General features: G+C 42.1%; 17 protein-coding genes. 16 read left to right on the top strand and 1 reads right to left on the bottom strand.

The genetic code is table 11. The features are described from left to right. Nucleotides 1-69 precede the first annotated feature (69 nt). From mtgA to JMY06_RS03020, 6 genes are all read left to right on the top strand, one after another. Nucleotides 70-747 carry a monofunctional biosynthetic peptidoglycan transglycosylase gene (gene mtgA, locus JMY06_RS03045; protein WP_201616107.1) on the top strand — a complete coding sequence of 226 codons (678 nt, stop codon included), beginning with the start codon at nt 70-72 and terminating at the stop codon, nt 745-747. 380 nt (nt 748-1,127) lie between these two features. Further along, on the top strand, nt 1,128-3,245 hold the full coding sequence (gene ppk1, locus JMY06_RS03040) for a polyphosphate kinase 1 (RefSeq protein ID WP_227672137.1): 2,118 nt from the start codon (nt 1,128-1,130) through the stop codon (nt 3,243-3,245). A 308-nt stretch (nt 3,246-3,553) separates the two neighbouring features. Continuing rightward, nucleotides 3,554-3,724, top strand: a complete 171-nt coding sequence (locus JMY06_RS03035; RefSeq protein WP_201616105.1) for a hypothetical protein — start codon at nt 3,554-3,556, stop codon at nt 3,722-3,724. A 53-nt stretch (nt 3,725-3,777) separates the two neighbouring features. Next, complete coding sequence (locus JMY06_RS03030; protein ID WP_201616103.1) at nt 3,778-4,044, top strand: hypothetical protein; 267 nt, start codon at nt 3,778-3,780, stop codon at nt 4,042-4,044. Nucleotides 4,045-4,166: 122 nt separating this feature from the next. Then, nucleotides 4,167-4,742 (top strand): hypothetical protein, encoded by a 576-nt coding sequence (locus JMY06_RS03025; RefSeq protein ID WP_201616101.1) that lies wholly within the window; start codon nt 4,167-4,169, stop codon nt 4,740-4,742. Between the two features lie 69 nt (nt 4,743-4,811). Then, nucleotides 4,812-5,039, top strand: a complete 228-nt coding sequence (locus JMY06_RS03020) for a hypothetical protein (RefSeq protein WP_201616099.1) — start codon at nt 4,812-4,814, stop codon at nt 5,037-5,039. A 141-nt stretch (nt 5,040-5,180) separates the two neighbouring features. On the opposite strand, the gene JMY06_RS03015 is transcribed toward JMY06_RS03020, so the two are convergent. Beyond that, complete coding sequence (locus JMY06_RS03015) at nt 5,181-5,870, bottom strand: tRNA-(ms[2]io[6]A)-hydroxylase (RefSeq protein WP_201528867.1); 690 nt, start codon at nt 5,868-5,870, stop codon at nt 5,181-5,183. Between the two features lie 825 nt (nt 5,871-6,695). On the opposite strand from JMY06_RS03015, the gene JMY06_RS03010 reads away from it, so the two are divergent. The 10 genes from JMY06_RS03010 to JMY06_RS02965 all read left to right on the top strand — a co-directional run bounded on the left by JMY06_RS03010 (nt 6,696) and on the right by JMY06_RS02965 (nt 20,847). Further along, the gene (locus JMY06_RS03010; RefSeq protein WP_201616097.1) at nt 6,696-8,894 is read left to right on the top strand and encodes a malate synthase G; all 2,199 of its coding nucleotides are present in this window, start codon (nt 6,696-6,698) and stop codon (nt 8,892-8,894) included. A 628-nt stretch (nt 8,895-9,522) separates the two neighbouring features. After that, complete coding sequence (locus tag JMY06_RS03005) at nt 9,523-10,695, top strand: porin (RefSeq protein WP_201528871.1); 1,173 nt, start codon at nt 9,523-9,525, stop codon at nt 10,693-10,695. Between the two features lie 453 nt (nt 10,696-11,148). Then, complete coding sequence (locus tag JMY06_RS03000; protein ID WP_201616088.1) at nt 11,149-12,282, top strand: porin; 1,134 nt, start codon at nt 11,149-11,151, stop codon at nt 12,280-12,282. 198 nt (nt 12,283-12,480) lie between these two features. Beyond that, nucleotides 12,481-14,115, top strand: coding sequence for a CTP synthase (locus tag JMY06_RS02995; protein ID WP_201616086.1), 1,635 nt, complete (start codon nt 12,481-12,483; stop codon nt 14,113-14,115). A gap of 286 nt (nt 14,116-14,401) precedes the next feature. Then, nucleotides 14,402-15,298 (top strand): 3-deoxy-8-phosphooctulonate synthase, encoded by an 897-nt coding sequence (gene kdsA, locus JMY06_RS02990; RefSeq protein WP_201616165.1) that lies wholly within the window; start codon nt 14,402-14,404, stop codon nt 15,296-15,298. A 29-nt stretch (nt 15,299-15,327) separates the two neighbouring features. Beyond that, nucleotides 15,328-15,579, top strand: a complete 252-nt coding sequence (locus tag JMY06_RS02985) for a heavy-metal-associated domain-containing protein (RefSeq protein WP_201528917.1) — start codon at nt 15,328-15,330, stop codon at nt 15,577-15,579. Between the two features lie 228 nt (nt 15,580-15,807). Beyond that, the gene (locus tag JMY06_RS02980; protein WP_201528879.1) at nt 15,808-16,032 is read left to right on the top strand and encodes a heavy-metal-associated domain-containing protein; all 225 of its coding nucleotides are present in this window, start codon (nt 15,808-15,810) and stop codon (nt 16,030-16,032) included. 422 nt (nt 16,033-16,454) lie between these two features. After that, on the top strand, nt 16,455-18,800 hold the full coding sequence (locus tag JMY06_RS02975) for a heavy metal translocating P-type ATPase (RefSeq protein WP_201616084.1): 2,346 nt from the start codon (nt 16,455-16,457) through the stop codon (nt 18,798-18,800). Between the two features lie 236 nt (nt 18,801-19,036). Next, nucleotides 19,037-20,353, top strand: coding sequence for a phosphopyruvate hydratase (gene eno / locus JMY06_RS02970; RefSeq protein WP_201616083.1), 1,317 nt, complete (start codon nt 19,037-19,039; stop codon nt 20,351-20,353). 188 nt (nt 20,354-20,541) lie between these two features. Beyond that, nucleotides 20,542-20,847 carry an FtsB family cell division protein gene (locus JMY06_RS02965; RefSeq protein WP_201528885.1) on the top strand — a complete coding sequence of 102 codons (306 nt, stop codon included), beginning with the start codon at nt 20,542-20,544 and terminating at the stop codon, nt 20,845-20,847. Nucleotides 20,848-20,851 lie beyond the last annotated feature (4 nt).

Raw genomic sequence — 20,851 nt, 5'->3', positions numbered from 1 at the left:
ACATCGATATTTCCGCTACGGTGGCACCTTTAACTTATTCACTCTTTTAATCACTCGGATATTGCACGCATGACAAGTATTGGCAAATTTATCAAACGACTGTTTTTGGCAGTGATGCTATTGGTCGTGGCTTTTCATGTGTTAGTAGCAGGTTTGCTGATGATTTGGAAAACCCAACCCATTAATAACAGCATGTTTATGCTGACTCATCGGCTGACGGGTGGGAGCGTTACCCAACAGTGGGCGGAGTACGACGCCATTGCCAAAACTGCTAAGCAAGCTGCGATTGTCAGTGAAGACTCGACGTTTAGTCAACATAATGGTTTTGACATTAAGGGTATTGAGGCGGCAAGGAAAAAGAATGAAGCCACTGGCAAGATGTCTGCAGGCGGCTCTACCATTACCCAGCAGCTGGCTAAGAATCTATTTTTAACCTCCCATCGCTCTTATGTGCGTAAAGGCGAAGAAGCTATTATTACCGTTATGATTGAAACTTTATGGGATAAGCCGCGTATTTTAACGGCCTATTTAAATGTCGCGGAATTTGGCAACGGTATTTATGGTGTTGATGCCGCCGCGTATCACTATTTTAATAAGTCTGCTGCTAAGCTGAATCGTGACGAGTCAGCGCTACTGATTAGTATGCTAACCAATCCGAAATACTACGAAAAAAATCGTGGTGATAAACGTCTACGTAATAAGCAACGTATTATCCAAAAACGTTTGAATAATGCCGTATTGCCGTAAGCAACGTAGGCGCTGTTGAACTGATTGCATTTTAGCAAAGGACAAAGCTGGCAGTTAGGACTAAGATAAACAGATTCTAAAAAATTACTTTAAAGAAATCAATAGCAGAACTAATACCAGTAATATCGTTACGATGATAGGGGAGTAATTGTATGACTAGCGCAAATAATGACCAAAGTGAAAGTGTTATTAATAATACTACCAATAGTGAATGTAATAACAGCAATCAAGCTCAAATAGCTGATGAGCCGACAACAACAGTGACGAGCACTGAAAATCCTAAAGCCGTCAGAAAACCTAGAGCGTCTATTGAGAAGCCCACAGCAAAAACGACAGTGCCAACTAAGGCATCAACCCACATAAAAGATACCACTACCACCATGACTCAAATTGGGTGGCAACGCTCAGAAGATGGTAACTACTCTCCAAGCAGTTATATCAATCGTGACCTGTCCTTATTGCAGTTCCATCTGCGTGTTTTAGCACAAGCGGCCAGTCCGCACCATCCTTTATTAGAACGGCTGTTCTTTTTGATTATCTTTTCATCAAATATGGATGAGTTTTTTGAGATTCGCGTCGCAGGGATTATGCAAAAGCTAAATTTAGGGGATGTAGTGACCAGTCCACATGGTATGCGTCCTAGTGAGATTCTTAATGAGATATCAGCAGTGACCCATGAGGCTATTGCTGAGCAATATCGTATTCTCAATGAAGACATTTTGCCGGCGCTTGCTGAGCAGGATATCCGCTATCTAAAGCGCGATGAGCTTAATGCCGAGCAGTCAGCGTGGATGAAGCGCTACTTCATAGAACAAGTCTCGCCTGTATTGACCCCTATCAGTATTGATCCGGCACATCCGTTCCCGCGCTTAGTGAATAAGAGCCTAAACTTCATCGCCAGCTTAGAGGGCAAAGATGCCTTTGGTCGTGATATTAATCTGGCTATTGTTCCTGCCCCGCGCAGTCTACCGCGTGTCATTCGTCTCCCCGATGAGCTGACTGGCGGCAAAGAGCATCATATTATGCTGTCGGCTGTTATTCATGAGCATGTCGGTGAGCTGTTTCCAGGAATGAATGTCACCGGCTGTCATCAATTTAGATTGACCCGTAATGCAGATTTGGATTTGGCAGATGATGTTGATGATATTGCAAAAGCGTTAGAGGGCGAGCTTGAAAACCGCCGTTTTGGTGACAAAGTACGCTTAGAGGTGACCACCGACTGCCCAACGCCTATTAGCGATTATTTGTTGAATGAGTTTGAGCTGCATAATAACCAACTTTACCGCGTTAATGGGCCTGTGAATTTAACGCGGCTATTATTTGACTTTAACATCCCAGCGTTACGCTATCAGCCCTTTACCCACATTGTACCCAAGCCATTCCGCCGTGATATCGATAAGCTGGATAAAACCACCAGTATGTTTGCGGCCATGCGTAAGCGTGATGTGCTGGTACATCATCCGTTTGATTCGTTCGCCCCAGTCATCAACCTATTATGGCAAGCCGCTAATGACCCAAAAGTATTAGCAATTAAACAAACCTTATATCGCTCGGGCACTAACTCTGAAGTTGTCAAAGCGCTGGCTGCTGCTGCACGTAACGGCAAAGAAGTCACCGCCGTTATTGAGCTGCGTGCGCGCTTCGACGAAGCCTCCAATATTGCAGTCGCTAACTATCTCCAAGAAGCGGGCGCAGTAGTGGTTTATGGTATCGTCGGCTATAAAACCCACGCCAAGCTGATGCTTATCGTCCGCCGTGAAGATGACCGCATTCGCCGTTACGTGCATTTAGGCACCGGTAACTATCATGCTGCCAACGCCAAGGTCTATACTGACTACGGCTTATTCACAGCTGACCTTGATATCTCAGAAGATGTGCACAAAATATTCCAAGAGCTGACGGGAATGGGCAAACCTGCCAATCTCAAAAAACTCCTTCATGCGCCGTTTACCTTGCATGATAAGCTCATGAGCTTTATCGATGATGAGATTGCCCATGCCAAAGCAGGTAAGCCGGCGCATATTATTGTCAAGATTAACGCTTTGACCGAGCGCAAACTGATTGATAAGCTGTATGATGCCTCGCAAGCAGGGGTTAAGATTGATCTGATTTTACGTTCCATGTGTTGCCTGCGTCCGCAAGTACAAGGCTTGTCTGAGAACATCACTGTCCGTTCCATTATTGGCCGCTTTTTAGAGCACACGCGCATCTATTATTTCTATAATGATGGTGATGAGCGCATGTATTGCGGTAGTGCCGACTGGATGGATCGCAATTTATTCCATCGTGTAGAAGTGGCATTTCCAATTGAGGATAAAGCATTATTTAAACAAATCTATCAAGACGGACTGCTGAATTATTTACAAGATAACGTCCAGGCATGGACACTGAATGGGGAAGGGCGTTGGACGCAAAACCAACCAGTAGGGGATGCGCCGCTGCATATTGCCCAAGATCACTTATTAAAAGTCATCAATAGCGTCGGTAAGCCAGGATAGGGTATGGAGCTGGCTAACATTAAAATGAATAGCTATTTATTTTAATGTTAGTGATAAAAAACCAAGTGCAGAGCAACTTCCGTGCTTAGTTTTTCTTTTGTCTGGTTACAAACTGTCTTTCAACCTCACACATACTCACATATTGATACCGCAGTACACTGGTGCAGTGGCCAATAATTTATCTATAATTAATATAGGAAAAGCAATTGCTATTAGATAAATAAAATCCGATTTAGTAACTAGTTAGTTTTATTAACGACATTAAATTTCATCCACTATAATAGTAAGAATCAGCGAGGAGTTCCGACATGAGCACCCCTAGTAACGGTAACTCAGATATTAAACAAGCCGCTGAGCAAGTAGATGTTCAGCAGATTGAAAAAAATTTAGAAGATAATAAACCAACTGATGTACCGGAGCAATTAACCGAAGATCAGCAAGTTCCATTCATTGATGAAGAAGTACGGACCGATAAATAGTCGCTAAGTAATAACTATCTAACCTTTTATAATATAAACGCGAGGTATACGTTATGACAAATCATGCAGCCAATCGTAAGGGGCCGAATAATGAAGAAGAAGTGGAGGTTCATGACTCAGCAGCTTTAGCACCGAAAAATACAAAAGACAGCTACGAGGGACGCAAGTATGATCCAGATATAGATGGCCCTCAGCAGGCGTCACAAGAGACTGATGAAATATACACAGATCCACGTAAAGAAGAAAATCTGCCGGCGGGGGGCAAAAGTATCGGAGATCTAAGTGCTCACGATTTAAGCCGGAAAAACAATGAAAAGTAAGTACAGTTTTCAGAAAAGTTATTATAAAAGAGCTGGCTATTAAATATAGGATAGAAGCCCGTATTCAGCTTCTAAAGACAGTTGTTTAGATATTTTGAAGACACTATTTTAAGGATAACACTATGGAAACCAAAGACCCTGCATTGACCAAAACTCGTATTACTGATGCTAATACTAGTGATACAAACAACTCTCATAGCCACGTCGATCTCGAAGACAATAATGAGAATAAAAATACTCAAACTCTGCAAGAGACGGTGATAGGTAGCAGGTATGTTAGTGACGATGACGATCATAGTCATGGAGATATCGACCATAATCATAATAATGTTATGTCTACTAATAATGATATTGAAGAGTATACCACCATCAATAAAAGCACCGATACCTTTCAAGAAACGGTAGTAGGTTCAGAACATGTTGATGATGGTGATATTGAAGACCAAACCACTGTTAATAAAGGTACAGATACCTTCCAAGAAGGCATAGTAGATTCAGAGCATGTTAATGAGGGTGATAATCCTGCCCGTCAGCCCGATCCCCGTGATCAGGAAGGCAGTACCCCATTTGATGAAGGCATTAACGAAGATACTGTTGGTAGTGAAGAGCCAAAAAGCGACGATATTACTGATATGAATCGTTATTCTACTCTCGATAACGCCCAAAGCCGTGTTCTGACTCCTGATGAGGAAGATTAAATTCGCATACTCACTCTATTGTAATCTACCTCGTCCATTCTTTAACAATTATTATAATAAGGAATAATTATGAGTACGCCAAAAGATATTAATAGTGATCATGAAGATGACCAACAGGGTAATAGTAAAAATTATAAGTTAAAGGACGCGGCAGATAATAAAGGTGTTGTTCCTGACGAAGCCCTACAAAACGTCAATCCAGCTGCAGCTGAACGCGCAACTAATGACCATGACCCGCACAATGTGGTCAAAGATCATAAGCAATTCGATAGCTCATTGTCGGAAGATAATAAATAGCTCATTAATGAGAAGTGATAAATAATTTTAAGTATGTTGAATACTAACAGCTTAGTATTAACAACAGGGCCTACTATTAATAGTAGGCCCTGTTGTTGCAGTATGAGCATCACCAATAGGTAAGGAGGCTAATAATCACTTCTAGGCTGGCATGCCGCTATGAAAGCGCAGCTCGCTATCGGGATTGACTATCAGTTCAGCCTCCACGTCTTTAAAGAACGCCACGCGCTCATCAATATTATCTTCAGACAAAGACTGCGCTAACGCCAGATAATCCTCAAAATGCCGACTTTCTGACTTGAGCAGATAGCGATAGTATTTTGCTAAACGCTCATCATCAATCCCCGCCGCTAGTGCTGCAAAGCGTTCACAAGAGCGAGCTTCAATAAATGCCCCAATAATCAATATATCGACCATTGCTGCTGGCTCATAAGTACGCTTATGCTTGAGCATGCCTTTAGCATAACGCCCGGCACTCAGATACTCCCAATCTTGCCCACGCTCATTCATAATGCCAAGCACTTGCTCATAATGCAGCATCTCCTCACGGATCAACTGCGCTAGCTTACACTGCAAGTCATAAGAGAATTCATAGCGAAAAATTAAGTTCATCGCGGTACCGGCTGCCTTTTTTTCGCAGTTGGCATGGTCTTGAATAATTAATGACAGATTATCAAGTGCAGCATCTACCCATGCTTGCGAGGTCCTACTGCCCAAAAAATTATAAATAGCAGACAGATCTACCTTTATGGGAGTACGGAGCTTGGCAGTATCGATGCTGTCTTCTTGCTGCGACTCTATTTCTGAGAGTTTATTTTGATGCGTGGTCATAAGTTCATGAGCCTGTATTGAAGGTCATATTAAGGTTATTATTTAGCTTACTATATCTAACAGTATGAAGCATTATTTAGTCTATCTGCCTAGAGAGCAGCATTGATAAAGGCTATTAGCGATAACGAGTAAAAAATTACCATAATAGGTGACCGTTAAGTACAAATAGATTTTGTAATGATTACTTACAGTTTAGTCTTACTCTCTAGTCATGTCACTGAGCAGTGGCTATTATACTGTTAAAGGCCGATACCTTATAGGGTATCATTATTATAAAACTTCATTATTTATTTTGTGAATGGCTATTTCTTGTTAATTTTATTATTTGATAGTAGGATGCGTTTTGCTTTTGGGACGTTTTGTCATACTATTGATTGTCACCTGATTGTTACTAGCTTTTTATTAAATGCTTTACTAATAGCTTTACTTTATTAATCTCTCTATTAATAACTATCTAGTTATAAACAGTCATCGGTAATAGATGGCTACTTAATTAACAGTCAGGCAGTACCCAGTTAGCAGTACCTAACTAGAAGACAATTATTGAGAATCCTCAGGGTTAAGTATTACAGTTTTTAAGCTGATAACTATAGATTAATAATTAGATATTACGGGTTGGTAAAATTGGATGGTTCAATACAGCTAAAGTTATAATAGACAAATATATTTTTCATTATAAGTGTCTATTATAAAGCGTAATATAGCCATCCGTTTAGATTAGCGTTCAAATTTGGAATGAATGCTAGGCGCTAAACGTTAATTAGTTTAAACAGCCGACGCAATAAACTAACGTTGACATCTCTCACAACAGATAAGGACACCACTATGAGCCAGGCTTCTCACACTAATCGCATCCAAAAAGGAATTCTTGCAATCGACCCACAGATGTATAACTTTATTGAAAATGAAGTGCTACCGAAAGTTGATGTGGATTCAGATAGCTATTGGTCAGGTTTTGAGAAGATCGTTAAAGAGTTTACGCCGCGCAACAAGGCATTACTGGCCACCCGCGCCGAATTACAAGCAAAAATTGATCAATGGCATTTAGATCATCCTGCCAAGAATGGCAAGATTGATTACCCTACTTATAAGCAGTTTTTGCAAGATATCGGTTACTTGTTACCAGAGGGCGACGACTTTAAAGTCACTACAGAAAACGTCGATGATGAGATTGCGCGTATTGCTGGACCGCAGTTAGTGGTTCCGGTACTTAATGCCCGCTATGCGCTGAATGCGACCAACGCCCGTTGGGGCAGCTTATACGATGCCTTATATGGTACAGACGTTATCAGCGAAGATGATGGTCAAGAAATCACTCGTAGCTATAATACGACTCGCGGCGAAGCTGTCGTGGCTTATGCCAAAAACTTTTTAGACGAGAATTTCGCGCTAGCATCAGGCTCATATAACGATGTTACTGGTTTTAGTGTGGTTGATGGTCAGCTTGAAGTTGCTCAAGGCGATAACCGTACTCAGCTGCAAGACACTAGCAAGTTTGATGGCTATAAAGGTAAGGCAAGTAGCCCTACGGCTATCTTACTAGAGAACAATAACTTGCATCTTGAGATACAGATTGACCCCAATAGTCCGGTTGGTAAAGCTGATCCAGCTGGTATTAAAGATTTATTGATGGAAGCGGCGTTAAGTGCCATTCAAGATTGTGAAGACTCCGTAGCCGCTGTGGATGCTGAAGAAAAAGTTGAAGCCTATCGCAATTGGTTTGGCCTAATGAATGGCGATCTCGAAGAGACCTTTGAGAAAAATGGAAAAGTGCTCACTCGTACGCAAAATCCAGATCGTAAATACACCTCTCCGGATGGCGGTACGCTTATTTTGCCAGGACGCGCACTGCTCCTAATCCGTAACGTCGGTCACTTGATGCAACACCCTTCGATCTTAGTTGACCTTGGTGACGGACAAGAAGAAATATTTGAAGGCATCATGGATGGTTTAGTCACGCCGCTACTAACTATAAATGATATCAAAGGTAATAATAAGCTATCTAACTCGCGCAAAGGCTCTATGTATATCGTGAAGCCCAAAATGCACGGCCCTGATGAAGTAAAATTTACCAATGAATTGTTTGCCGCCTCCGAAGATAATCTTAATCTACCGCGCAATAGCATCAAGATGGGCATAATGGATGAAGAACGTCGAATGACGGTGAACCTCAAAGAAGCCATTCGTCAAGCGAAAGAGCGTGTCATCTTTATTAATACCGGCTTTTTAGACCGCACCGGTGATGAGATGCATACCAGCATGAATGCAGGACCGTTCGTGCGTAAGAGCAGAATGAAGTTGCAAGCATGGCAACCGGCTTATGAGCAGTGGAACGTCGACATCGGTCTTGAAACTGGTCTGCAAGGTCACGCTCAGATTGGTAAAGGCATGTGGGCACGGCCTGACAATATGAAAGATATGTTAGAGACCAAAATTGCTCACCCACAAGCTGGTGCCAATACCTCTTGGGTCCCTTCACCGATAGGGGCAACGCTGCATAGCATGCATTACCATGCGGTCAACGTTCATGAGGTTCAAGACAGTCTAAAGTCACGCGAACGTGCCAATATTGACGACATCTTGACCATCCCCCTAGTGCTAGATACCAACTGGACAGAGGAAGAGATACAGCAAGAGCTTGAAAACAATGCTCAGGGCATCTTAGGCTACGTTGTACGCTGGGTGAATCAAGGCGTTGGTTGCTCCAAAGTGCCTAACATTGATAACGTCGGGTTGATGGAAGATCGTGCAACCCTGCGTATTTCAAGCCAACACATCACTAATTGGTTACATCATGATATTGTCAGCGAACAACAAGTTATGGACGCGATGAGACGTATGGCTAAAGTTGTCGATGAGCAAAATGCCGGTGATGAAGATTATATGCCGATGGCGACTGATTTTGATAACTCATACGCCTTTAAAGCAGCTTGTGACTTGATATTTAAAGGTCGGACGCAGCCGAATGGCTATACTGAGCCATTATTACATAAAGCGCGTCGAGATCTAAAAGCCAGCATCTAAGTCAATACGTTAAGGTGACAATACGCTAACTTAAAGACTAGGCACTATTCATCAAGCGATTGATGGATAGTGCCTAGTTTATATTTTTAAATGGTTCAAAGAACCTAAATAGCTATAGCTATAGATTGCTTTCTATAAATTTATTTTTATCAATAAATAACGATCTGCTTCAAATAGACAGTTTCACTAACTAGTCTTATAAAAAAACACCATCATTCGCTAAAGCAGATGATGGTTTTTTTTATACCTATGGCTATTGTAAATATCAGACATTGACTAAATTTTTACTTAGATTCCGTTGTTATAGAGAGCCTATAGATAAATATAAAAAATTGTTGCAAATTATGTCAAAGTTGTTATGATTGTAAGCGAAGTATGAGTTTGGTAACGGATGTTACGCACTAGAGCGCAAAAGACCTAATTTTACATGAGGGTTACATCTATAGTGGATGTTATGTAAGTCAGGGTTCTTTTCATCTTACGGTAATAGCACTTCGCCACACTTGTTTCTGACTAATCTCGGTAGCCAGTTACACATTATATCTCTGAGGATTTGTGACGATACCATTATGAGCACCGGCTAATCTTAGCTAGCTTATTACTAAAATTGTAAAGTGGAGATACCCCCATGAAAAAACTACTTTTAGCTACAGCAATTGCTGCCGTATCTGTATCTGCAGCCCAAGCAGCACCGACTTTCTATGGTAAAGCGTTCGTTACTGCTGATTATGTCAACGTTGAATCAGATATGAATCTTAGAGCGTACGAAAAACCAAGCAATGCTTTATCAGATTATGATGAAAATACAGTAGAGATTAACTCACATGGTTCAAAACTAGGCCTCAAAGGCTCTGAAGCCCTATCTGCTAATACTGATCTAGTGTATCAGTTGGAGTATGGCATTGGTGTGGATGGCGAGAACAATACTTTTAAAAGCCGTGACACTTACTTAGGTGTGGTTAACAAAGACTTTGGTCAGTTCCGCGTTGGCCGTAACTCATCAGTCCTAGGTTATGTGAATAACGTTGCGCTAACTGAGGGTTACTGGGATAACCTAGGTGAGAGTAAACTTGACTCGGAAAATGAACTTAAAGCGCTAAATATGCTTGATGACTCACGCCAAAACAACTCGATCGTTTGGATCGCCCCTAAATATAACAATCTACCACTAGAGCTGGCTTTACAGTATGCTTCCGACGAAAAGTTTACCGATAGCAAAAACGGCTTTGGTGCGTCATTGATGTTTGACCAAGGTACTGGCATCACTGCGGGTCTTGCTTATAGCAAAGATATGGATGTTAATGACGAAATTAGACTGTTAGATACTACAGCAGAAAACGGTTTCCGTGATATAGAATATGGCGGCGACGTTATCCGTGCTACGGTTAGTGCTGATTTAGCTAAATACGTTTCTTATCCAGTAACTATGGGCGTGATGTATCAGCAAGCAGATTATGACTTTGCTGGTTCTAGTAAAGAAAAAGGTCTGGTAGTTAGTGGTGAGATGGGTCTGAGCAACTTTGCTAAGCCTGCGTCTGTTTACTTACAGTACAACAAAACTGATAACCTAAACGGTTTTGACGATGCTGAATCAGATCAAATCGTTCTAGGCGGCAAATACTTGTTTAAGAAAAACATGATTGCCCATGCTTATATTGGTAAAAACTCAGCTGACTATGTACGAGTTGGTGAAGTTGGTATCCTAAATGCAAAGGGTGACGTTGTTGATGCAGAATACCGTAATATCAAATCAGATATCGATGTATTCGCTATCGGTGGCGGTCTAGAATACCTTTTTTAGTCTCGCAACAGTATAGACTTATAATAAAAGACTCATCCTTCGGGGTGAGTTTCTTTTGTTATAGCCATTTTAAATAGTTAGCATGGCATAATAAACAAACGCTAAAAACCAATAGTTTAGGAGAGTTTGAGTATTGTCCTATATCTTATGATGCATTTTTAGTAAAATTCTCTTTTGCCAATTACCAATAAATTACTATAACCACGCTTATAGATGAGTCATGGCAACAACTTTACTAGTTGTCGCATTTGTCGGACAGTACTGAATAAAAAGAGTCTGGTAGTACGGTGCAGGTAATCCCGCACCGTATATTAAAGCACGGGGAGGACTAGAGTTAAGCCTACTCAGCAACCAGTTACCCATCACAAATTTGAGTTGTTTGTAACGACACCATTTTAGGTTTTAGCTTATTCAAGTCGCCCATCATTAAAATTGTAAAGTCGAGATATACTCATGAAAAAATTACTTTTAGCTACAGCAGTTGCTGCTCTATTTGTATCTACAGCGCAAGCGGCACCAACTTTCTATGGTAAAGCCTTCCTTACTGCTGACTATGTCAACGCTGAACTTGATAGTCAATCTATGGATTTCCCTAATGACAATATCAACGAAGATAATAACTCAGTACAAATCAACTCAAATACTTCGAAACTAGGTATTAAAGGCTCTGAGGCGATAACTGCTAATACTGATGTAATCTATCAATTAGAATATGGTATCGAGATTGATGACAGTGGTGACGATAACATAGGCTTTAAAAGCCGTGATACTTATTTAGGTTTTACCAATAAGGACTACGGTCAGTTCCGCTTCGGCCGTAACTACTCAGTCACTGATTATATAAATAATGTAACGGTCAATGAAGGTTATTGGGATAATATCGGCGCAAGTTCTCTTGGTAACAACGATACGTTTACTAATGCTTTAACCCTAACTGATGGTGGACGTGTCAATAGTTCAATCGTATGGATTGTCCCTAAATATAAGGACCTGCCATTGGAGCTTGCCCTACAGTATGGCGCTGATGAAGCTTTTGTATCTGACGATGATGTCCGTGGTAATGGCTTTGGTGCTTCATTAATGTTCAACCCAGGTACAGGCTTCACTGCTGGTATTGCTTATGATAAAGATATGTCTATTAGTCTTGGCGGTGATATTCTTCGTGGTAGCGCTACTGTCGATCTAGGTGAGTATATTGCTTATCCTGTAACCTTAGGCGCTCTATATCAACAAGCTGACTATGACGGCGATAAAGTCTATAATTCTGCAATAGAGAAAGGTTTAGTGGTGAGCGCTGAGATGAGCCTAACGAACTTTGCCCGTCCAGCTTCTGTTTATCTTCAGTATGACAAAACTAAGAACTTAGGTGGCCTTGATAACAATGATTCAGACCAAACCGTTCTAGGCGGCAAATACAAGTTTAAAGATAATATGATTGCTCATGCCTATATTGGTCAAAATTCTGCTGATTTGGAGAATGATTTTTATGTTGTGAGAGACGAAGACGGCGATGCTAATAAATTAGTTCGCGCACGTGGCGATGCTGATGTCTTCGCTATCGGCGGTGGTCTAGAATATCTTTTCTAAATCAAACCATCGCGTAGACCTTATGCTAAAAGACTCATCCTTCTGGGGATGAGTTTTTTTGTTGTAAGCATTTAAAAGGTTAAGACGATATGATAGCTGGGCACTAAAACCTAAGAGTTTAAGAGAGTTTGGCTTTTGCCCTATATTTTGTGACGTATTTTTAGTAAAATCCTCCTTTACCAATTACCGAAGAATACTATGACCAAGTTTATATTTGTGACCGGTGGGGTAGTGTCCTCACTAGGAAAAGGTATTACCGCAGCTTCCTTAGCTGCGATACTTGAAGCCCGCGGTGTGAATGTGACAATGACCAAGATGGACCCGTATATCAACGTCGATCCAGGCACTATGAGTCCATTTCAGCATGGTGAGGTATTCGTCACTGAAGATGGCGCTGAAACCGATCTTGATTTGGGTTACTACGAACGTTTTTTACGTCATTCAAAGATGAGCAAAAGCAACAACTTCACTAGTGGTCGCATCTATCAGAACGTTCTGAATAAAGAGCGACGCGGTGAATATCTTGGCGGTACGGTACAAGTCATTCCGCACATCACTGATGAGATTAAAAGTAAAATTATCGCCAGTGGCGCAGGCTACGATGTTGCCATTATTGAGATTGGCGGTACGGTCGGTGATATTGAGTCTTTGCCGTTTATGGAAGCAGTACGTCAAATGCAAGTAGAGCTGGGTCGTAACAACGCCATGCTCATGCATTTAACGCTCGTCCCTTATATCGCTAGTGCTGGCGAGACCAAAACCAAGCCTACCCAACATTCGGTTAAAGAGCTGCGCTCTATCGGTCTGCAACCTGATATCTTGATTTGTCGCTCTGAGCACCATATTTCACTTGATAATCGCCGTAAGATTTCGCTATTTACTAACGTTGAAGAGCGTGCGGTTATTATGTGTGAAGATGCCAAAAGCATCTATCAGATTCCGCGTACACTCTTTGAGCAAGACCTTGATGATCTAGTTTGTGAGCGTTTTGGTCTTGATTTGCCTGAAGCTGATTTGAGTGATTGGGACAAAGTAGTTGCCGCCCAGCTTAATCCCGAGTCGACCGTGACGGTCGCGATGGTGGGTAAATATGTTGAGCTGCCTGACGCTTATAAGTCTATTAACGAAGCACTGCTCCATGCCGGAATTACGCATAAAGCGGCGGTCAAGATTGACTATATTGATGCCGAGCGTTTAGAAGACGATGCTACTTTACTGGCGCGGCTAAGTGATGCCGATGCAATCTTAGTACCCGGCGGTTTTGGTGAGCGCGGTACGATGGGTAAAATAAAAGCCATTACTTATGCGCGTGAAAACAACGTACCATATTTAGGTATTTGCCTTGGTATGCAGCTAGCGGTAATCGAATACGCGCGTAATGTGCTCAATATCAATGCCAATTCTTCTGAGTTTGATCGTAAGACTGCTGAGCCTATCATTGGTCTGATTACTGAATGGTTGGATGAGCGCGGCGAGTTACAAATTCGTAGTGACGATTCAGATTTGGGCGGCACGATGCGTTTAGGCGCGCAGCAAGCAGAACTGGTCGCTGGCAGCAAACTTAGCCAAATCTATGGCGCAACCACTATTACTGAGCGTCATCGCCATCGCTATGAGATGAACAGTCGTTATATCGAACCATTAGAGCAAGCCGGTATGACCGTATCAGGCTATTCTGCCAAGCAGCATTTGGTTGAATCGGTTGAAATTGTTGATCATCCTTGGTTCATCGCGGTGCAGTTCCATCCTGAATTTACCAGCTCGCCACGTGGTGGTCATCCGCTATTCAATAGCTTTGTGAAAGCAGCAAAAACCTATAGCGCGAGTAAGTAAGAATCCAATTAGATATTTTTTGACCAAGTAATATAGCCAAGTGAAAAAAAAGACCAATTCTTAGATTGGTCTTTTTTTTGTCTTTTAGATACAGTTATCCTAAATAGGAAGATTACGGTTACTAGGCGGTTTAAGCTATTGAATGACTAGCGTTAAGTTACGTCTATGGTCTTTTTTTTATCACGGTATCGGTTACAATATATTTAGTAGCATCAATAACGAGATTATCAACAACAAAGCTATTAACAACAAAATCATCAATAACAATAAAGAGGGCAGCACTTTAATGGATAATTTATTAACGGCACAATCGCATATTCAGCTTGATACGCCTCATAGCAATAATAATGGTAGCAGCAACGCCACCATCAATATCGGTAATGACCAACCCTTTGTATTGTTTGGTGGTATGAACGTCTTAGAGTCAAAACAATTAGCCTTTGAGATTGCTGAGCAATATATCGATATTTGTAAGCGTTTGGGTATTAGCTATGTGTTTAAGGCCAGCTTTGATAAAGCCAATCGCTCAAGTTTGCATTCGTTTCGTGGCCCTGGTTTAGAAAAAGGCGTCGATTGGCTCGGGCAAATTAAAGAGAAGTATCAAGTACCGATTATCACTGATGTTCATGAACCGTATCAAGCCGCACCCGTTGCTGAGGTTGCCGATATTATCCAGCTGCCTGCTTTCCTCTCGAGACAGAGCGATTTAGTAGAAGCTATGGCCAAGACTGGTGCAGTTATTAATATTAAAAAAGCCCAGTTTTTAGCGCCGCATGAGATGCGCCATATTATGAATAAATGCTTAGAAGCTGGCAATGATAAGCTGATCTTATGTGAGCGTGGTAGCGCCTTTGGCTATAATAATTTAATCGTTGATATGCTTGGCTTTGATACTATGAAGCAAATGAATGTGCCAGTTTTCTTTGATGTGACCCATAGTTTGCAACAGCCGGGCGCGCGTAGTGATAGTGCTGGCGGTCGCCGCGAGCAAATTACTACGCTTGCACGGGCTGGTATGGCAACCGGTTTGGCAGGGTTGTTTTTAGAAGCGCATCCCAGTCCAGAAACTGCAAAATGTGACGGTCCATGCGCATTACGGATGAATCAATTAGAGCCATTTTTGCAGCAGCTAAAGCAAATTGATGACTTGGTTAAAGGTTTTGATATTCTAGATACTCAATAGTTATTCAATCATAATAAGAGGATAAGATAATGGCGATTAAAATTGCAAAAGTGAGTATCGAAAATATTGACGATGCTGAAGGCGTTGATAGCGTAATGACCGCGCTCAAAAATATTACTGGTGTGACGGCTATTGAGCTTGATCCTGCTACTAGCACCGCTTTGATACGCTATGATGACACGGATACTACGATCCATGCGTTTACCGCCGCGATCAGCATGGTTGATTATGTCACTCAGCCCTATCCTATCGATGCACCGCAAAATCCACGCTATCATTAATTGCCTAAACTACTAAGAATTATTTAAATAGTTACTAAAATTGTAATAAAGCATCTACTAAACTGACTTGATGTTAAGGTTGATATCACTTAACGTATAGGTGGTTAATTCACTAATAGTGGTTAATTCACTAATAGTGGTTAATTCACTAATAGTGATTAATTAAGCTATATATTATTAGTAAGACTATAAATAGAAACTTTTATAAACAACAATAAGGACCCTACCATGGCCAATCAAACGCGTATTATTAAAATCGATGGTATGACTTGCGAAAAATGTGTTGAAAGCGTACACAGTGTCACAGGTGACATTGATGGTCTAATTAGTCTGACTGTCGAGCTACCAACCAATCAAGCCACGGTGACCTTTGATGATAGCATGACAAGTGCTGAGAAAATTGCTTCAGCAATTGAAGATGCTGGCTACGAAACCAGCGTTGCTAACTCATAAACTAAGTAAACCCAATAAAAAGAACCAGCTATAATAGCTGGTTCTTTTTATTGGAGTTTTTTAAGAGGGATTGTTTAACAGTGTTCTTTACATCTGACAGCTTCTTGAAATTATGGGCCATAAATATAAAGGCCATTTTTAAGCTTAGTCTTAAAATTGACAAACAAAATTATCGGACTTATCGATGCCTTCATTTGATTCTAAAAGCCATATATTGTCCCTGTTCTTAATGGACTAGTTAGTATGTTTTTTAGTATAATAACCTCAGTTTTGACGCTCACCTACTTGAAAATCCAAACGAAAGCCTAATCTCAATGCAAGCTTGACCTGTATTGTTATCTGTATGAATAAACTAACCGGATGACATGTTTTTACCCTGTTACACTCCTATGATTTTATAAATACCATGACGAGTTTTAGTTATGAATGATGCTCCACGCACTACTGAACCATCCTATGATGTAGAGACCGATATCCAAGCCAATACTCAGTTGCGGCCGCAACGCGCACATTTGCAACTGGCGATTGATGGAATGTCGTGTCAGGCGTGTGCGTCGCGAATAGAAAAAGTGTTGAACAAAAAGCCGTCTGTTTATGAAGTAAGCGTCAACTTCGCGGGTGAGACGGCCAATGTCGATTATAATCCAACTGAAACAACGCCGGAGCAAATCACTGAATGGGTTGATAAAACAGGCTTTGTGGCAAACTTGCAAGCTGCTGATAGTTTATTTGCGCAGACGGATGAAGATACTGCTACCCGTTTGCCGTGGCGACTGATTGCACTGTGGATCTGTTTACTGCCGTTTTTAGTGGGTATGGCTGGCATGCTGATCGGACAGGGTATGGCGTGGATGCCGCCGGTTTGGATACAGTTTGTGTTAGCCACGATTGTACAGTTTGGCTTGGCATTGCCATTTTATAAAAGCGCATGGGCATCAATCAAAGGTGGTCTGGCTAATATGGATGTGCTGGTAGTCATCGGTACGGTGACTATTTGGGCGTATTCGACTTATATTTGGCTCACTCATGGCGACAGTAGTATGGGAGCTATGCTGCAAGATGCGGTTAATCATGGCCCTGAGGTATATTTTGAAGCCGGGGTGATGGTCATTGCCTTTGTGCGCACCGGTAAATATTTAGAGGATCGTACCAAGAAACACAGTCTAAACAGTATCGATTTATTGCTATCATTGACTCCAGATAAGGTTGAACAGCAGCAGCCCAATGGCGACTTTCATAATGTCTCGCTACAAGACGTACAGGTAGACGATATTTTGCGAGCCAAGCAAGGCAGCCGTGTCGCAACTGACGGTGTGGTCATTGATGGTAGTGGTTGGTGCGTTGAGAGTCATTTAACGGGTGAGTCGGTCCCCCTTAAAAAGGAGGAAGGCGATGAGCTATTAGCAGGGGCATTGGTCGAAAACGGCAGCTTATTATACCGTGTCCGTGCTAAAGGTAGCGATACCAAACTTGGCGATATGGTACAAGCGCTTAGCGATGCCCAAGGCTCAAAAGCTAAGTTGGCGCGCCTTGCCGATAAAATAACCGCAATTTTTGTGCCAGTGGTAGTCGGAATATCATTGCTCACCTTTGGGCTGACGTGGTGGCTCACCGGTATGGTCGATACTGCCCTCATGCATGCGGTATCTGTACTGGTTATTGCCTGTCCTTGTGCCCTTGGGCTAGCAACACCCGCTGCCATTATGGCGGGTATGGGTGTGGCCGCGCGTCATGGTGTCTGGTTTAAAGACGCGCAAAGCTTGGAGGCCGCAGGTGATATCGATACTGTGGTATTGGATAAAACGGGTACTTTGACCATAGGTAAACCTGCCATCGTTGAGCAAATGATGGTTGATAAATCAATAGCCATTAATGACGTGTTACAGCTGGCCGCCAGTGTCGAGGCTCATGCCAGTCATCCACTAGCGACAGCCGTGGTCAATGCTGCTAAAGACCGTCGCTTGTCATTATTAGCGGTTACTGATATTAGCGTTATTAAAGGTGCTGGCATTCAAGCAAAAATTGAAGGCCTTGGCATAGTAAAAGTCGGTACTGCAGAATTTACGAATTTGACCCTACCAAAATTAATGCCAAAGGTATGGCAAATTGCCAGTACCGTTGCGGTTAGCATTAACGATGAACCGTTAGGCGCTTTTGCTTTAGCAGATGATTTAAAAGCCGATACTGCGCAAGCGATTACTGCGCTGCAAGATGGGGGTCTAAGTGTGATTTTAATGAGTGGCGATAAGCAGTCGGTAGTCGACCATGTTGCTGACCATTTGGGTATCACGGCGGCCTACGGTAGGATGAGTCCGCGTGATAAGGCCAGCCAAATCGCCAAATTACAGACAGCAGGTCATAAAGTAGCCATGGCAGGGGACGGCGTTAATGATGCGCCCGCGATGGCGACGGCTGATGCTAGCTTTGCGATGTTCGAAGGGACAGATGTCGCACAGCACAGTGCTTCTGCACGCTTAATGGGTGAGTCGCTCATGCATATCGATGCGGCGCAAAAGATTGCTCACGCGACAGTGCGCAACATCAAACAAAACTTATTCTTTGCCTTTGTTTATAATTGCCTTGGTATTCCGCTTGCCGCTTTTGGTTTCCTAAACCCAATGATTGCGGCGGCAGCAATGGCGCTTAGTTCCATCTCAGTATTGATGAATGCATTGCGCTTAACTACCTTTAAAACGGATGTCGAGCTAGACAACACGGTAACCATGACTGAGTCTGATACCAATAAAAACAGTACTGTTAACGCTTGATTTAATCCATAATGCTGCGCCTTAAGATGGGCGATGTTTTATGAGATTTATGCTATGATGCCAAGCATTGTAGCTAAGTATGATCAACAGCCCAAGCGCCTCTATAACCTGCTTTATAAGCCAGATTAATTGACTGTTTGGTAGTAGACTGACTATACCATGATTTGATTTTTTTTATTTTACTGTCCCTTTTTTATCCCACAAACTTGGCATGACCAAAGGAATTAATAGACACCATGTACGCTGAAGAAACCAAGAACGTCACCCAAATTAAAGACATTCGCGCTCGTGAAATTTTAGACTCGCGCGGTAACCCAACGATCGAAGCCGATGTTATTCTCGCTGATGGAACCATTGGGCGTGCGGTAGCCCCTAGTGGCGCATCAACAGGCTCACGTGAAGCAGTTGAGCTACGTGATGGCGACAAAGACCGCTACATGGGCAAAGGGGTTAAAAAAGCGGTTGCTAATGTTAACAGCCAAATTCGCAGTATGTTAATGAATACCGACGTGACCGAGCAGCAACGTATTGATGACGCGATGATTGCGCTTGATGGTACGGATAATAAAGACAGCCTTGGTGCTAATGCCATATTAGCGGTGTCACTGGCTGCTGCCAAAGCCGCCGCAAAATCACAAAGCCTACCACTACATCAGTATATCGCTAACCTACGTGATCAGACTTCGCTGACTATGCCGGTACCGATGATGAATATTATCAATGGTGGCGAGCATGCGGACAATACCGTAGATATTCAAGAATTCATGATTACGCCAGTTGGTTTTAATAGCTTTTCAGAAGCGTTACGTGCCGGTACTGAAGTTTTCCATAGTCTAAAGTCAGTATTGAAGTCGCAAGGCTTAAATACATCGGTAGGTGACGAAGGCGGCTTTGCGCCGAACTTACGGAGCAATGAAGAAGCCATCACTGTCATCCTACAGGCGATCGAACAAGTCGGCTATACATCAGGTGACCAGATTCACTTAGCCCTTGATTGCGCTGCTAGCGAGTTCTATAAAGATGGAAAGTATATCTTAGCGGGCGAGGGTAATAAAACCTTTGACAGCCAGAGCTTCTCGGATTACTTAGTTGGACTTGCCCGTCAATACCCTATTATTTCTATCGAAGATGGGCTTGATGAGTCGGATTGGGATGGCTGGGCATATTTAACTGAGCAGTTTGGCGATAAAATACAGTTAGTCGGGGATGATTTGTTTGTGACCGATCCTGCTATCTTACAAGAAGGTGTTGATAAGCATATTGCCAATGCTATTTTGATTAAATTCAATCAAATTGGTACGCTATCAGAAACCTTAGATGCTATTTATTTAGCGAAGGAAAACGGCTACGCTACTATTATCTCGCATCGTTCAGGCGAAACTGAAGATACGACTATTGCAGATCTTGCCGTTGGTACCGCTGCCGGCCAAATTAAAACCGGTTCGCTATGCCGCTCAGATCGCGTTGCAAAATACAACCAATTGCTACGTATCGAACAGCAAGTACGTGCAAGCTATCGTGGTCGTGAAGAGTTTATCGGTTTACGCAGCTAAGAATTTTAGGCTGCTTAGAGTCCAATTTAATTAACCTAATTTTAGCTATTATGGCTAAAACTAGATTAATTATCCAGCTAGGTAGTATAGAATTATTTTTATATACTGCCTAGCGTGTTCAGCCGTTCTATATCTTCTTATTGCTATCTTGTTTGGCGTCATTATTATATGAGACACGTTGTTATTATATGAAATACTTTAGCCAGTTTATGTTATTCGCCTTAGCGGTTGCAGTATTATTAGGTCTGCAATATCAATATTGGCTGGGTGAAAATGGGCGTTTTGAGCATAATAAATTACTGACTCAAATTGAGACGCAGCAACGTTTAAATGGCAATAAAACTTCTGTAAATAACTTACTGCGTACTGATGTTCATGATTTAAAAAATGGTCTAGAGGCGGTAGAAGAACATGCGCGTTTAGATTTAGGGTTAATTAAACCTAATGAGACTTTTGTGCAAGTGTCTACTGCACCTACGACCCATAGCCGTTAACCAC

It is taken from the genome of Psychrobacter urativorans, from assembly GCF_904846675.1.
GTDB lineage: Bacteria > Pseudomonadota > Gammaproteobacteria > Pseudomonadales > Moraxellaceae > Psychrobacter > Psychrobacter urativorans_B.
Note: the sequence above shows the minus strand (reverse complement) of the source record. Positions and strands in the feature narration are given on the sequence as shown.